This is a genomic window from Jiella sp. M17.18, from assembly GCF_041027365.1.
Classification (GTDB): domain Bacteria; phylum Pseudomonadota; class Alphaproteobacteria; order Rhizobiales; family Rhizobiaceae; genus VKMB-3413.
The window spans coordinates 43,500-57,858 of the sequence record NZ_JBFTEH010000011.1 but is presented as its reverse complement, the minus strand read 5'-3'; the positions used below and the strand labels follow the sequence as shown (position 1 = coordinate 57,858).

Here is a 14,359-nt window from a genome sequence, read left to right as displayed (position 1 = left end):
CATAGCGCTCCAGTAGAAGACTGGATCAGAAATAACCTTCAGGCACAATATGGTCAATCACGGTTTTTACGTTAGGGAAATTAAAGCCTGCACCGTCGGATTCGCCGCTTAGACCCCCACCTACACTCGGCGTCTGTTTCGTCGCTGCAGATAGGCGAGCGTCAACGCGGCCGGCAGAGCGATCGCGAGGCGCCCGACGGACAGCTTGGGCGGCCGGCCGGCGCCGCGGCCCGGGTGGCGACGACCGGAGTCCGCGGGGCGGCCGTTGTCGCGTCCGCCCCCTTGGCGGGCGCGGCCGCTCCCGCCGCCCCGCTGCTGCGTCGCGCCGGTGCCGTCGGCGACCGTGTCGGCCATCAGCGCGCCGCGCTGGCCCATCGGCTGGGCCGGCCCGGTGGTCGTGTCGCGGGCCGTCTGATGCTCCATCTCCGAGTTCAGCTCGCCGCCGACGATCAGGATGATCATCGTCAGCCAGATCCAGGTCATGAAGCCGATCAGCGCGCCGAGCGAGCCGTAGGTCGCGTTGTAGGAGCCGAAGTTGGCCGTGTACCAGGAGAACAGCACCGAGACGATCGCGGTGACGGCCACGGTTAGGATCGTGCCCGGCGTGATCCAGCGCCACTGCGCCTGCTCGCGGCTCGGTCCCCAGCGATAGAGCGCGGCGATGCCGAACGAGACCACCACTAGCGTCGCGATGGCGCTGCCGGCGGAGATCGCCCATTTCATGCCGCTGCCGAGCCCCAGCGTGCCGAGGATGTTGGGCAGCACCACGGCGATCGCGACGAGCAGGATGGCCGCGAGGACCAGGCAGAGGGTGAACAGGAGCGAGGTCGCGTTGAGCTTCAGGAAGGAGCGCTTCTCCTCCTCGTCATAGGCGACGTTCATCGCCTCGAACAACGCCTTCACGCCGGAATTGGCGCTCCACAGCGAGATCGCCAGCGAGATGACGAGCGACAGGCCGAGGGTGGAATTGTTGGTCGAGGCGAGCCGGGTCAGCTGCTGCTTCAAGACGTCCATCGCCCCGCCGGGCAGGAAGCCGCCGAGCTGGCCGAGCTGGTCCGTCACGGTGGAGGCGTCGGCGAAGAGGCCGTAGATGGAGATGATCGCCGCCATCGCCGGAACAAGCGCGAGCAGCAGGTAGTAGGTGACGCCCGCCGCCACCAGCATCACCCGGTCGTCGCCGATCTCCGCATAGACGCGCCACAGGATGTCCTTCCAGCCGGCGGCGGGGATCTGCGTCGGCTTGACCGCCTCGCGGCCCGCTCCGCCCGCCCGTCCGGCGCCTCTTGCGCCCGGGCTGTTCGGGGCCTGGTTGGGCTTGCGCGTGCGTGATTTCGGCATCCGTCACCTCTTCCGATCTGCGGGGACGTAACGGAATGGGGCGCGGGTCGATCCATAGGCGCGACCGCGACCGCCGATTCTTGCTTAGCCGGCACGCGGACCGGACGGCAGCGCTGTCGCGCTCAGCCGCTCTTCTCGGCCTGCTTCAGCGCCTTGTCGAACACGCCGAGCACGGTCGCGAGGTCGCCGCCGCGCTTCATGATCAGCCCGCCGGCGGCAACGACCTGGTAGGCGCCCTGCTTGCGCGCGAGCTTCGGGTTCTTCTCCACCCGGTAGAGCGGCATCTCGCTGGTGCGGCGGAAGACGGAAAAGACGGCGCGATCCTTGAGCGTGTCGATGGCGTAGTCGCGCCATTCGCCGGCAGCGACCATGCGCCCGTAGACCTTCAGGATTTCCGAGAGTTCCCGCCGATCGAAGGAGACGTACGGCACGCGTGCCCGGTCGGCGGGGAACGGCACCAGATTGGCCGTCGCCTCGCCGTTGCTCGTCTGATTTGCCAAGTCGCTTCCTCGTCCCTCGCAGCCTGCCGGCCGCCCAGATGACGGCATGGTGACATGAATCTGGGGAGCCTGCAAAAGCCTTTCAAACCCAAAAGGCGACGGGACGCGCGCCGGTTCCGGCGGCCGCTCCGCCGGCTTGCACCGGAGGGCTACTCGCCGTCGAACTCGATCTGGGCTGCCGCCAGGATCGGGCCGGGCAGGCCGTCGGCGGTCACCGACTGGATGATCGCGGCGCAGCCATCCGTCCCGTTGCCCTTCTTGGTCAGGGTCGCGACGGGCAGTTCCACCTCGAGCGGCGAGCCCGACACCATGCCCATCAGCCGCCAGTCGCGCACGGCATGGGTGTTCACGACGGTCTTGCCGGCATTCTCGCCCCGGTCGACCCTGGTTTCCGACCGGTCGTCATAGGTGACGAGCATCAGGACCGGCGTGCGGCTGCCGCCGGAGGGCGGCGGCGTCCTGGCGCTGATGTGCAGCCGGTCTCCGACGACGCTGAGGGTCACCGAAGAGCCGCCGTCCTGCGGCAGCGCCATCGCCTTCATCATCTTGCGGATCTTCGCCTCGTGCGAGCCGACGACATCCTTGCGCCCGTTGATGACGAGTTCCGGCGTGTAGATCGTCGAGGTGTGGAAGGCCCGGGCATAGGCGCGCTGGCGCTCGGTGTTCTGCGGCGACCCGTAGGTGTCGCGCCAGCCGATATAGTCCCAGTAATCGACGTGATAGGACAAAGCGAGGACACCCGGGGTGTCCGCGAGCTTGGTCAGGATCCGGTCCGCCGGCGGGCAGGACGAGCAGCCCTGGCTGGTGAAGAGTTCCAGGACGTCGGTGATCTGGCCCTTGATCCGTTCGCCGCCGAAGCTCGTGCCGGCGCTCAGAAAGGCGGCCGCTGCGACGGCCAGAAGCATGACGGAGCGGAGCATCACCGGCTCGCACCACCGCGCACCGACCCGGCGGCCGCGCGGAGACGTCGCATGCCGGCGCTGCCGGTCCCGGCGTCGGAAGGAGCGCGCCGGCGGGGGCAGCCGGCGTTGCCACGGGCCTTTGCGGCACGGTGCCTGCGGGCCCGGCTCGGCCGTCCTGTCTCGGAAGATTTCATGGCCGGGACCGTAGTGATGGCATCGGACACCGACCACTCAATTGGAGGTGAAAGCACGCTTGTTCGGACGGCAAGATCGGGCGGGCGGGCAGAGTTAAAACGCGAAGGCCGCCGGAATGCAATCCGGCGGCCCTCCCAAGCGATTGAAATCGCGTTTCTTCTCAGGCGGCGAGGCGGCGCAGCACGTAGTGCAGGATGCCGCCGTTCCGGTAGTATTCCAGTTCGTCCAGCGTATCGATGCGGGCCTGGACCTTCACCGTCGAGACCGAACCGTCCGGCTTCTCGATCTTGGCGTCGAGGATCTGCCGCGGTTTCAGGTCGGCGAGGCCCTCGATCGTGACCTTCTCGTCGCCCTTGATGCCGAGCTTCTGCCAGGTCGTGCCTTCCTCGGCGAAGACGAAGGGCACGACGCCCATGCCGACGAGGTTGGAGCGGTGGATGCGCTCGAAGCTCTCGGCGATGACCGCCTTGACGCCGAGGAGCACGGTGCCCTTCGCCGCCCAGTCGCGCGAGGAGCCGGTGCCGTATTCCTTGCCGGCGATGACGACCAGCGGAACGCCCTCGTCCTTGTACTTCATCGCCGCGTCGTAGATCGGCATCTCCGCGCCGTCCGGCTGGTGCCGCGTGACGCCGCCCTCGACGCCCGGCACCATCTGGTTCTTGATGCGGATGTTGGCGAAGGTGCCGCGCATCATGACCTGGTGGTTGCCGCGCCGCGCGCCGTAGGAGTTGAAGTCGACCGGGCGCACCTGGTGGCTGACGAGATATTCGCCGGCCGGGCCCGACGCCTTGATCGAGCCGGCGGGCGAGATGTGGTCCGTGGTGATCGAATCGAGGAAGAGGCCGAGGATGCGGGCGCCCTTGATGTCCTCGACGGGCTTCGGCTCCTGGCCCATGCCCTCGAAGTAAGGCGGGTTCTGGACGTAGGTGGAGCGGTCGTCCCAGTCGTAGGTGAGCCCGCCGGAGACGGCGATCTTCTGCCAGTGCTCGTCGCCCTTGAAGACGTCGGCATAGCGGGTCTCGAACATCTCGCGCGTCACCGTCTGGCGGACGATCTCGGCGATCTCCTGCGTCGTCGGCCAGATGTCCTTCAGGTAGACGTCGTTGCCGTCCTTGTCCTTGCCGAGCGCGTCCTTGGTGATGTCCTTGAACAGCGAGCCGGCGATCGCATAGGCGACGACCAGCGGCGGCGAGGCGAGGTAGTTCGCGCGCACGTCCGGATTGACGCGGCCCTCGAAGTTGCGGTTGCCGGACAGCACCGAGCAGGCGACGAGGTCGTTCTTGTTCACCGCCTCGGAGATCGCCTCCGGCAGCGGGCCGGAATTGCCGATGCAGGTCGTGCAGCCATAGCCGACGAGGTTGAAGCCCATGGCGTCCAGGTCCTTCTGGAGCCCGGCCTTCTCGAGATATTCGGTGACCACCTGCGATCCCGGCGCGAGCGAGGTCTTCACCCACGGCTTCACCGTCAGGCCCTTCTCATGCGCCTTGCGGGCGAGGAGGCCGGCGGCCACGAGGACGTTCGGGTTGGACGTGTTGGTGCAGGACGTGATCGCCGCGATGACGACGTCGCCATGGCCGAGGTCGAAGTCTTCGCCCTCGACGGGGAAGCGGACGGTCTCGGCATCCGCGCCGGCCTTGCCGTTGGTGATCTCGGTCAGCGCCTGGCGGAACTTCGGCGCCGCCTCGGTCAGCGCGACGCGGTCCTGCGGGCGCTTCGGGCCGGCGAGCGAGGGGACGACCGTCGAAAGGTCGAGCGACAGCGTGTCGGTGAACACCGGATCCTGCGTCCCGTCCTCGCGGAACATGCCCTGTGCCTTCGCATAGGTCTCGACCAGGGCGATGCGATCCTTCTCGCGGCCGGTCGCCTCGAGATAGGCGATCGTGTCCTTGTCGATCGGGAAGAAGCCGCAGGTCGCGCCGTACTCCGGCGCCATGTTGCCGATCGTCGCCTGGTCTTCCAGGGTCAGGTTCGACAGGCCCGGGCCGTAGAACTCGACGAACTTGCCGACGACCTTCTTCTTGCGCAGCATCTCGGTGACGGTGAGCACGAGGTCGGTCGCGGTCGTCCCCTCCGGCAGCTTGCCCTCCAGGCGGAAGCCGATGACCTCGGGGATCAGCATGGAGATCGGCTGGCCGAGCATCGCGGCCTCCGCCTCGATGCCGCCGACGCCCCAGCCGAGGACCGACAGGCCGTTGACCATGGTGGTGTGGGAATCGGTGCCGACGAGGGTGTCAGGATAGGCGACGGTCTCGCCGTTCTCGTCCTTCGTCCAGACCGTCTGGGCGAGGTATTCGAGGTTCACCTGGTGGCAGATGCCGGTGCCCGGCGGCACCACGCGGAAGTTCTGGAAGGCTTCCTGGCCCCAGCGCAGGAAGGTGTAGCGCTCGCCGTTGCGGCCGTATTCGGCGTCGACGTTCTTGGTGAACGAATCCTTGTGGCCGAAGAAGTCGACCATCACCGAGTGGTCGATGACGAGGTCGACCGGGACCATCGGGTTGATCTTCTTCGGGTCGGCGCCGAGCTGGGTCGTCGCGTCGCGCATCGCGGCGAGGTCGACGACGGCGGGAACGCCGGTGAAGTCCTGCATCAGCACGCGGGCCGGGCGGTAGGCGATCTCGTAGCCGGCCTTGCCCTTGTCCTCCAGCCACTTGGCGACGGCGCGGATGTCGTCGGCGGTGACGGTGCGGCCGTCCTCGTTGCGCAGGAGGTTCTCGAGCAGCACCTTCATCGAGAAGGGCAGACGCGACACGCCGCTAAGGCCGTTCTTCTCGGCCTCCTTCAGGTCGAAATAGACATATGTCTTGCCGGCCGCGGTGAGCGTCTTCCTGGATTTGAAGCTGTCGGGGTGCTGGGACACGATGTTCCGTTCCTTCTCGAACCGAGTGATGAGTCCGAAGGGCGAACGGCCTTCATGCGCCGCGGATAGCGCTCGAAGATGCGGGTGCGACCATTTCCGCTGTCCGCCCTGACGCCCGTCGGTGCCATGCGGGCGCCTGAGATCGGCGCTGAAAGATATCCACGCCGGTCGCTGGAGTGGGTTGCGGCCCTTATAGGCAAGTTTGTAACGGCTATAAAGGGCGCCGTTGGGCGAATGGTTCGAAAATCCGAAACGGATCGAAAGAGGCGCAATGACAAGGGTATACGCGGCAACGAGCTCCGATTGCCGCCCCGGCGGGACGGGTCCTTGCCTGGCCCGGGGCGTGGCCGGCGAAGCGGGCCGCCCGCGGTGACGACGCTGTCGGTTTCGCTCGCCGGCCTCGTCGTCGGTCGGGGTGTGGCGGCCGTCGCCGGACCGTTCGACGTCGTGATTCGGGCCGGCGCCGCGCTGGTCGTGACCGGGCCGAACGGCGCCGGCAAGTCGACGCTCCTGCGCACGCTGGCGGGGCTGCTCCGACCGCTCGGCGGGACGGTGACGGTCGACGGCGCGGCGACGCCGGACGGCGAGCCGGCGGTCCGGCTCTCCGAGGTGTGTCACTATGTCGGCCATCGCAACGCGATGAAGCCGGGCGTCTCCGTCGGCGACAACCTCCTCTTCTGGGCGCGGTTTCTCGGCGGGACGGGGGCGGGCGTCGCCGACGCGCTCGGCGCCGTCGGCCTGCCCGGCATCGCGCATCTGCCTTTCGGCTATCTCTCCGCCGGCCAGCAGCGCCGCGCCAGCCTGGCGCGCCTGCTCGTCGCCGAGCGGCCGGTCTGGATCCTCGACGAGCCGACATCGGCGCTGGACGCTGCCTCGCAGGACCGCTTCGCTACCCTCGTCGGCGCACACCGGGGGAGGGGCGGCATCGTCGTCGCCGCGACGCACCAGCCGCTCGGGCTGGAGGATGCGGACAGCCTTTCGCTGGCGCCGTCGGCATCGGCCGTCAGCGCCGCCGGCCCCGTCGAGATCGACGAGGCCGCGCTCGACGCTGCGGAGGGCTGGCTGTGAGCACCGTCTTCGCGCGCGACCTGCGCCTCGCCTTCCAGGGCGGCGGCGGGGCGATGACCGGCGTCATCTTCTTCCTCGCGGTCGTCGCGACCGTGCCCTTCGGCGTCGGGCCCGACCTCAACCTCCTCTCGCGCATCGGCCCGGCGATCCTGTGGATCGGCGCGCTCCTCTCGGCGCTCCTCACCCTCGACCGCCTGTTCCAGGCCGACCGCGACGACGGCACGCTCGACCTTCTGATCACAGGCCCGACGCCGCTGCCGCTGACTGTGCTGGCGAAATGCCTGGCGCTCTGGGTCGCCTCCGGCCTGCCGCTGGTCGCGGCCTCGCCGCTGCTCGGCCTGTTCCTGGCGCTCAGCCCCCAGGCGATCGGCGCCGTGATGCTGACGCTCCTCGTCGGCACCCCGGCGATCGTCTTCATCGGCGCGGTCGGCGCCGCCGTCGCCGTGACGCTGCCGCGCGGCGGCCTGCTGGTCTCGGTGCTGGTCCTGCCGCTGGCGATCCCGGTCCTGATCTTCGGCGTCTCGGCGACCTACGGCGCCGTCAACGACCCGGACCCGTTCTGGCCGCCCTTCATGATCCTCTGCGCCCTGACGCTGTTCTTCGGCGCGCTCGGGCCCGTGGCCGCGGCAGGGGCGCTGAAGGCGGGGGCGGATTGAGGCGCCGGCGGAGGTTCGGCCGCAGGTCGCCCGCCGGCGCCTGGGGATGAGCGTTCCGATTCGACCGCCGATATCGGCCTGAATACCCGGGCCGACCCGGATTCGGGCGGCTCCGGAGGCGGCGGGCTCGATCGCCGGCGCCGCTGCCAGCGACCGCGGACAGAAACTTAGCCGATCGATGAAGTTTCCGCTTGCTTCGACGCTTGCTTCTGCGATACTTAGCTAAATGACTAAGCATTATCCCGATCTCTCGCTGCTGTTCCATGCGCTCGCCGATCCGACCCGTCGCTCGATCCTGACCCGCCTCGCCGAGGCGCCGGCCCGGGTGAGCGATCTGGCCGAGCCGACGGGACTGCGGCTGCCCACGGTGATGCGGCACCTGTCCGTGCTGGAGGAGGCCGGGCTGATCACCACGGCGAAGGACGGGCGGGTCCGCACCTGCGCCATCGTGCCCGAGGCGCTCGATCCGATGCGCACATGGCTCGATGAGCAGCGCGCCATCTGGGAAGCCCGGCTCGATCGACTCGATGCCTACGTGATGAAGCTGATGAAGGAGCGCGACAGATGATGCCGGATCTCGATGAAAAGACCGATTTGAGTTTCACCCGCACGCTCGCGGTGCCGCGGCACCTGATCTGGGAGTGCTGGACGAAGCCGGAGCACATTCCGCACTTCTTCGTCCCCCGTCCGCACAAGGTGACGAAAGTCGACATCGACCTGCGGGTCGGCGGCAGGTTCAACACGAGCTTCGCGGTCGACGGCACCGTGATGGACAATCATGGCGTCTATCTCGAAGTGGTGGAGGACGAGAAGCTGGTCTTCACCGATGCCTACACGGAAGGCTGGAAGCCGGCGCCCGACCCGTTCATGACCGCGATCCTGCTGCTGGCGGACGCGCCGGCCGGCGGCACGATCTACACCGCGATCGCCCGGCACCGGAGCCCCGAAAGCCGCAAGGCGCATGAAGAGATGGGCTTCTACGACGGCTGGGGCACGGTGGCGACGCAGCTGGAATCGTATGCGAAGGGCTTGCTCCCATGAGCGGCAGCTTCGCGACTCTGACCTTCGAGCGGGAGGTGGCTGCGCCGGTCTCCGTGCTCTGGCAGGCGTGGACCGCGCCGGCCGCACGCGCGGTCTGGGCCGCGCCGACGCCGGCGGTGACCGTCGAACATCTGGAGGCCGATACCCGCGTCGGCGGACGCGAGGTGTCGCTTTGCCGGCAGGCAGGCGAGCGCACCATCCGCTGTGAGGTCGGCTGGCTGGAGCTGCAGCCCGAGGCCCGTAGCGTGAACTACGAAGTCGTCGGCGCAGAAGGGCGGGCGCTATCGGCCGCGCTGGTCACGGCGGATCTCGCAGGCACAGGCGAGCGGAGCCGGCTCGTGGTGACGGTGCAACTGTCTTCTCTGGCCGAGAACATGGAGGCCGGCTACCGGGCGGGCTTCGGCGCTGCCCTGGGAAACCTCGCGGGCGCGGCGGAGCGGACCATGGTGCTGCAGCGGGTGATCCGGGCGCCGCGATCGCTGGTCTGGGGCGCCTGGATGAACCCGGAGACGCTGCCGCAATGGTGGGGGCCGGACGGCTTTTCCTGCGCAACGAAGCGGATCGACCTCAGGGCGGGCGGCGAATGGGTGTTCGACATGATCGCGCCCGATGGCACGGTCTTCCCCAACCACCATCGCTATGAAGAAGTCCGTCCCGAGGAGAGAATCCGCTATTCGCTTCACTGGGGTGAGAACGGGCCGAAGCATGCCGACGCCTGGGCCGCGTTCGAGGTTCGGGACGAGGCGACGGTGGTGACGCTCGGCATGATCTTCAGCACGGCTGCCGAGTTCCAGGAGGCGAGGGGCTTCGGGGCAGTCGAGCTCGGGCAGCAGACGCTGCGCAAGCTGGAGCGCTTCGTCGCGTCCCGATGAGTGCTGCCGCTTCCTGCCGGCTCGAGCAAGGTCGTCGGAACGGGCGGAGAGAGCCGGGGACGCAGGCCCTCCGGGGATCGGCGACAGAGGGAACGTGGCGGCTATGGTCGATCGCGATGACGCAAGAGCCGTCATCACGTGCTAACGAGGCTCCATGACCGACTGGAACGCCGACCTCTACCTCCGCTTCGCCGACGAGCGCACGCGGCCGGCCGCCGATCTCCTGGCGCGGGTGCGGCTGGAGACTGTCCGCCATGCCGTCGACATTGGCTGCGGGCCCGGCAATTCGACCGAGCTGATCGTCCGGCGCTTTCCCGATGCCGCCGTCGAAGGGATCGACACCTCGCCGGACATGCTGGAGAAGGCGCGGGCGCGGCTGCCGGGGGTGAGCTTCCGGCGAGCCGACGTGTCGGCCTTCCGGGCCGAGCCGCCGGCGGACCTGATCTTCGCCAATGCCGTGCTGCAATGGGTGCCCGACCACGAGCGCCTGTTCCCGCGGCTGATGGAGAGCCTTGCGCCCGGCGGCGTCCTCGCCGTGCAGATGCCGGACAATCTCGATCAGCCCTCGCACCGGCTGATGCGCGCGGTCGCGGCCGAGCCGCAGTTCGCCGCCAGGATCGGCGACGCGAACGCGGTGCGCACGCCGATCCCCTCGGTCGAGCAGTACTACGACCTGCTGCAGCCGCATGCGCGCTCGGTCGACATCTGGCGCACGACCTACATGCACGTGCTCCCAGACGCTCCGGCGATCGTCGAATGGGTCCGCGCGACTGGGCTGCGGCCGTTTCTGGAGCCGCTCGCCGAGCCCGAGCGGGCCGCCTATCTCGCCGCCTACACCGCGCGCATCGCCGCGGCCTATCCGCCGCGGGTGGACGGGCGGGTGATCCTGCCCTTCCCGCGCCTCTTCATCGTGGCGCAGCGGTAGCCCGGCTGGCCTGCGGCGACGGGGAGGTCTAGTCTCCGAGGCATGGCCGCCACCCCGCATCTCACCACCATCGGCTTGGACGCCGACGACACGCTCTGGCAGAACGAGGCGATCTTCCAGTTCACCGAGGCGCGCTTTTGCGAACTCCTGGCGGAGCATGCCGAGGGGGAGGTGGTCTCCGCCCGGCTGCTCGAGGCCGAGCGGCGCAACCTTTCCCACTATGGCTTCGGGGTGAAGGGCTTCGTTCTGTCGATGATCGAGACGGCGCTGGACGTCACCGACGACCGGGCCTCGGCCACAATCGTCCGGCAGATCCTCGATGCCGGCCGGGACATGCTCCAGCACCCGGTCGAGACGCTGCCGGGCGTTCCCGAGACGCTGGAGGCGCTGGCGAAGACGCATCGCCTCGTCCTGATCACCAAGGGCGACCTCTTCGACCAGGAGCGCAAGCTCGCCGCCTCCGGTCTCGGCGACTTCTTCGACGCGGCCGAGATCGTCAGCGACAAGACGGCCGGGACCTACGAGCGCGTCTTCGCCCGTCATGGCGACGGCCCGGGGCGGGCGATGATGGTCGGCAATTCGCTGAAGTCCGACGTCCTGCCGGCGATCGCCGCCGGCAGCTTCGGCGTCCATGTCCCGCATGCGCTGACCTGGGCGCTGGAGCATGCCGAGGCGCCGGAGAACGAGCCGCGCTTCCGCCGGGTCGAGCAATTCGCGATGCTGCGGGACGTCGTCGCCGCGCTCGGATGAGCGACGGCGTAGGCCATGAGTACCGCGCCGATCCCTGCTGCAGCCTCGCGCCGGTCGCCAGCCGGTTTTTCGGCGCTCAGCGCGGCCGGCTCACCCGTCTCAGCGTCAGATTGATCCGGCCGCCATTCTTCAGGAGCGTGGAGGTCGCGGGATAGATCCTGTCGACGCCGTGATAGACGAGCCGCCCCTCGCCGCCGAGGATGACGACGTCGCCCGAGGCGAGGCGGATCGAGGCCGTCTTGCCGCCCTTCGTCGTCTGGCCGATGCGGAACAGGCAGTCGTCGCCGAGCGAGACCGATACCACCGGGGCGGCGAGATCCGCCTCGTCGCGGTCCTGGTGCAGGCCCATCCGCGCGGTGTCGGCATAGAAGTTGACGAGACAGGCCTCAGGCTCCGCGTCGTAGTCGGCGACCTCGTGCCAGAGCCGCATCAGACTGTCCGGTATCGCGGGCCAGAGCGCGCCGGTGATCGGATGGGACGGCTGATAGCGGTAGCCGGCCTGGTCGGCGACCCAGCCGAGACTGCCGCAATTCGTCATCTTCACCGAGAACGGCTTGCCCGTACGCGGCATCACCGGCTGGAACAGCGGCGCTTGCGAGACCACCGCGCGGATCGCCTCGACCAGCGCCCGCTGCGCCTCCCGGTCGAGATAGCCGGGGATGTGTTTCACGCCTTTGGGGAGAATGGCCATGGCGGGTGAGCTATGACCGGTCGGGGCAAACGTCCAGCCGTCGCGGCGCGGTCAGAACGCGATCACCCGATCCAGCTCTCCGAGCGGCGACACGCCCGCGAGCAGCGCCCGCGCCTCCGCCGAATCCCGGTCCATCTGTTCGACCAGCGCCTCGGCGCTGGCGAACTTCTCTTCGCCGCGCAGGAAGCCGAAGAGCGAGACGTCGACCGTCTCGCCATAGAGGTCGCCGGAGAAGTCGAAGAGGAAGGTCTCGAACAGCGCCGCGCCGTCGTCGAAGGTCGGGCGGCGGCCGAAGCTCGCGACGCCGTCGTGGAGCGTCCCGTCGGCGCGGCGCAGGCGGACGGCGTAAATGCCGAACTTCAGCATCGTGTCGGGTTCGAGCGTGATGTTGGCGGTGGGATAGCCGAGCGTGCGGCCGAGCTGCGCGCCGGTCTGCACCGTGCCGCGGATCGTCCAGCGATAGCCGAACAGGCCGGCGGCCGCGGCGACATCGCCGTCCCGCAGCAGCGTCCGGATGCGGCTGGAGGAGACGGTCTCGCCGCCCTCGTCCTGGAAGGCCGGCACCAGCGTCGCGCCGAAGCGGTGCTTCTCGCCGGCCGCGACCAGCGTCTGCGGCGTGCCGCCCCGCTTGGCGCCATAGTGGAAGTCGAAGCCCGCGACGACATGCGAGGCCCCGAGGCAGCCGACCAGCACGTCCTCGACGAAGGCGTCCGGGGACAGCCCCGCGAAGTCCCGGTCGAAGCGCTGCTCGACCACGGCGTCGAAGCCGAGCGCCCCCAGGAGCCGCGCCCGCATCGGCGCCGGCGTCAGCCGGGCGACCGGCCGGTCCGGCGCAAAGACGCTGCGCGGATGCGGCTCGAAGGTCAGGCAGACGAGCGGGCGGTCCTTTGCTTCGGCGATCTCGCGCGCCACCGACAGCACGGCCTGATGGCCGCGATGCACGCCGTCGAAATTGCCGATCGCGACGACGCCGCCGGAAAGATCGGCCGGCAGCGGCTCGCCGCCGGGAAGGCGCGCGATCGCCGGACGCTTCATCCGAGCGCCGCCATGAAGTAGCGGGCCGACAGCCCCTTCTCGGAAAGCACGCGCGACACGACATCGGCGGCCGGGGCCGAGCCGAACTCGGCGCCGTGGATGCCGTGCGTGATCAGCAGCGTGTCGCAGCCGAAGTCGTTGGCGCCCTTGACGTCGGTCATCAGCCCGTCGCCGATGGCGAGGATCGCGGCGCCGGGCTCGACGGCGCCGGCCTTCATCGCCTGGCGGTAGATCGGCGGATGCGGCTTGCCGGCGAGTTCCACCGTTCCGCCGGCCGCAGCGTAGTCGCGGGCGAGCGCGCCGGCGCACCAGATCAGCCGCTCGCCCCGATGAACGACGATGTCCGGATTGGCGCAGATCATCGGGATGTCCCGCGCCTTCATCCGGGCGAGGAGATCGCGGTAGTCCTCCGGCGATTCTTCCTCGTCATGGTAAAGACCGGTCGCGACCGCCGCGCTGGCGTTGTCGAGCGCGTCTGTCCGCTCGACAGCGAGCCCGTCGAAGAGGTCCAGATCCCGCTCCGGCCCGATATGGAAGATCGGGCCGCCGGCCTCGGCGATCAGCGCGCGGGTCGCATCGCCCGAAGTGACCACCGCATCGTAGGCCTCGCCGGAGAGGCCAAATCCGGCGAGCTGGGCGATGACGCCCGAGGCCGGCCGCGGCGAATTGGTGAGGAGCACGACGGTGACGCCGCGCGCCCGCGCCGCCGTCAACGCCCGCTCGGCGGCCGGGTGCTTCTTCTCGCCATTGTGCACGACACCCCAGATGTCGCAGAAGATCGCGGCATAGTCGCCGCAGACCTCGTCGAGGGCGGCGAGCTTCCGGGGCTCTTGCGAATCGTATCGGTCCATGCGTTTTCCGCGGGAAGTTGCCGGTGGCCGAGGCGATAGAGGCGGGCCGGCGGCGGGTCAAGGCGGGCGAGCGGCCGCCGGGGAAGGTCCCGTCGCGGATGCGGATCAAGGCCGCTGCGCTGCAGGCGGCCTGCCACATAATCAGCACGGAAATTTGCTGACACGCGATCTTGACAGGAGCTGCCGCCCGTCACTATCTCCACCCTGTTAGCACTCTCGATCGGTGAGTGCTAAACTTGCTTCAGCCGGATGCCCGACGGGGTCCGGCGTTTCGTCCAACGAAGGGTTCAAACGAACATGGCAGCTGTGAACTTCCGTCCCCTGCACGACCGCGTCGTGGTTCGCCGGGTGGAGTCCGAGGCCAAGACCGCTGGCGGCATCATCATCCCGGACACGGCGAAGGAAAAGCCGCAGGAAGGCGAGATCGTCGCCGTCGGCTCCGGCGCGCGCGACGAATCCGGCAAGGTCGTCCCGCTCGACGTCAAGACCGGCGACCGCGTCCTCTTCGGCAAGTGGTCCGGCACCGAGGTCAAGCTGAACGGCGAAGACCTGCTCATCATGAAGGAATCCGACATCATGGGCGTCGTCGCGTAAGTCGCGGCCGTCCGATCGGTTCTGTTCCAGCAATTGACGAAACCCGAAACGGCGCGGCCTGCAAGGCGCGCCCTGGAGAGTTAC

General features: G+C 68.8%; 15 protein-coding genes. 8 read left to right on the top strand and 7 right to left on the bottom strand.

Going from position 1 to position 14,359, the window contains the following annotated elements; all coding sequences use genetic code 11:
• Positions 1 to 120: 120 nt before the first annotated feature.
• From AB5S17_RS18565 to acnA, 4 genes are all read right to left on the bottom strand, one after another.
• The gene (locus AB5S17_RS18565) at positions 121 to 1,338 is read right to left on the bottom strand and encodes a YihY/virulence factor BrkB family protein (protein WP_369242148.1); all 1,218 of its coding nucleotides are present in this window, start codon (positions 1,336 to 1,338) and stop codon (positions 121 to 123) included.
• Between the two features lie 122 nt (positions 1,339 to 1,460).
• The gene (locus tag AB5S17_RS18560) at positions 1,461 to 1,886 is read right to left on the bottom strand and encodes a DUF2794 domain-containing protein (RefSeq protein WP_369242146.1); all 426 of its coding nucleotides are present in this window, start codon (positions 1,884 to 1,886) and stop codon (positions 1,461 to 1,463) included.
• Between the two features lie 101 nt (positions 1,887 to 1,987).
• Entirely contained in the window at positions 1,988 to 2,758 is a 771-nt protein-coding gene (locus AB5S17_RS18555) for a DUF1223 domain-containing protein (RefSeq protein ID WP_369242144.1), read from the bottom strand.
• Positions 2,759 to 3,095: 337 nt separating this feature from the next.
• A complete protein-coding gene (acnA, locus tag AB5S17_RS18550) occupies positions 3,096 to 5,792 on the bottom strand; it encodes an aconitate hydratase AcnA (RefSeq protein ID WP_369242142.1) in 2,697 nt (898 codons plus the stop codon).
• A gap of 369 nt (positions 5,793 to 6,161) precedes the next feature.
• Here acnA and ccmA point away from each other — a divergent pair, with 369 nt between their 5' ends.
• From ccmA to AB5S17_RS18515, 7 genes are all read left to right on the top strand, one after another.
• On the top strand, positions 6,162 to 6,860 hold the full coding sequence (ccmA, locus tag AB5S17_RS18545) for a heme ABC exporter ATP-binding protein CcmA (protein ID WP_369242140.1): 699 nt from the start codon (positions 6,162 to 6,164) through the stop codon (positions 6,858 to 6,860).
• Entirely contained in the window at positions 6,857 to 7,516 is a 660-nt protein-coding gene (gene ccmB, locus AB5S17_RS18540; RefSeq protein ID WP_369242138.1) for a heme exporter protein CcmB, read from the top strand. Before ccmA ends, ccmB begins: the two co-directional genes overlap by 4 nt.
• Positions 7,517 to 7,742: 226 nt before the next feature.
• Positions 7,743 to 8,084 carry an ArsR/SmtB family transcription factor gene (locus AB5S17_RS18535; RefSeq protein WP_369242136.1) on the top strand — a complete coding sequence of 114 codons (342 nt, stop codon included), beginning with the start codon at positions 7,743 to 7,745 and terminating at the stop codon, positions 8,082 to 8,084.
• Positions 8,081 to 8,557 carry an SRPBCC family protein gene (locus tag AB5S17_RS18530; RefSeq protein ID WP_369242134.1) on the top strand — a complete coding sequence of 159 codons (477 nt, stop codon included), beginning with the start codon at positions 8,081 to 8,083 and terminating at the stop codon, positions 8,555 to 8,557. Before AB5S17_RS18535 ends, AB5S17_RS18530 begins: the two co-directional genes overlap by 4 nt.
• Positions 8,554 to 9,429 carry an SRPBCC domain-containing protein gene (locus AB5S17_RS18525; protein ID WP_369242132.1) on the top strand — a complete coding sequence of 292 codons (876 nt, stop codon included), beginning with the start codon at positions 8,554 to 8,556 and terminating at the stop codon, positions 9,427 to 9,429. Before AB5S17_RS18530 ends, AB5S17_RS18525 begins: the two co-directional genes overlap by 4 nt.
• Positions 9,430 to 9,583: 154 nt before the next feature.
• Positions 9,584 to 10,354 carry a trans-aconitate 2-methyltransferase gene (gene tam, locus AB5S17_RS18520; RefSeq protein WP_369242130.1) on the top strand — a complete coding sequence of 257 codons (771 nt, stop codon included), beginning with the start codon at positions 9,584 to 9,586 and terminating at the stop codon, positions 10,352 to 10,354.
• Between the two features lie 42 nt (positions 10,355 to 10,396).
• Positions 10,397 to 11,104 (top strand): HAD family hydrolase, encoded by a 708-nt coding sequence (locus AB5S17_RS18515; RefSeq protein ID WP_369242128.1) that lies wholly within the window; start codon positions 10,397 to 10,399, stop codon positions 11,102 to 11,104.
• A 76-nt stretch (positions 11,105 to 11,180) separates the two neighbouring features.
• On the opposite strand, the gene AB5S17_RS18510 is transcribed toward AB5S17_RS18515, so the two are convergent.
• From AB5S17_RS18510 to AB5S17_RS18500, 3 genes are read right to left on the bottom strand one after another with little or no spacing between them, the layout of a single operon-like run.
• Positions 11,181 to 11,795 carry an alpha-ketoglutarate-dependent dioxygenase AlkB gene (locus AB5S17_RS18510; RefSeq protein WP_369242126.1) on the bottom strand — a complete coding sequence of 205 codons (615 nt, stop codon included), beginning with the start codon at positions 11,793 to 11,795 and terminating at the stop codon, positions 11,181 to 11,183.
• 51 nt (positions 11,796 to 11,846) lie between these two features.
• Positions 11,847 to 12,830, bottom strand: a complete 984-nt coding sequence (locus AB5S17_RS18505; protein WP_369242124.1) for a bifunctional riboflavin kinase/FAD synthetase — start codon at positions 12,828 to 12,830, stop codon at positions 11,847 to 11,849.
• On the bottom strand, positions 12,827 to 13,681 hold the full coding sequence (locus AB5S17_RS18500) for a TIGR01459 family HAD-type hydrolase (RefSeq protein ID WP_369242122.1): 855 nt from the start codon (positions 13,679 to 13,681) through the stop codon (positions 12,827 to 12,829). The genes AB5S17_RS18505 and AB5S17_RS18500 overlap by 4 nt, the downstream gene beginning before the upstream one ends.
• Positions 13,682 to 13,978: 297 nt before the next feature.
• Here AB5S17_RS18500 and groES point away from each other — a divergent pair, with 297 nt between their 5' ends.
• The gene (gene groES, locus AB5S17_RS18495) at positions 13,979 to 14,275 is read left to right on the top strand and encodes a co-chaperone GroES (protein WP_369242120.1); all 297 of its coding nucleotides are present in this window, start codon (positions 13,979 to 13,981) and stop codon (positions 14,273 to 14,275) included.
• Positions 14,276 to 14,359 lie beyond the last annotated feature (84 nt).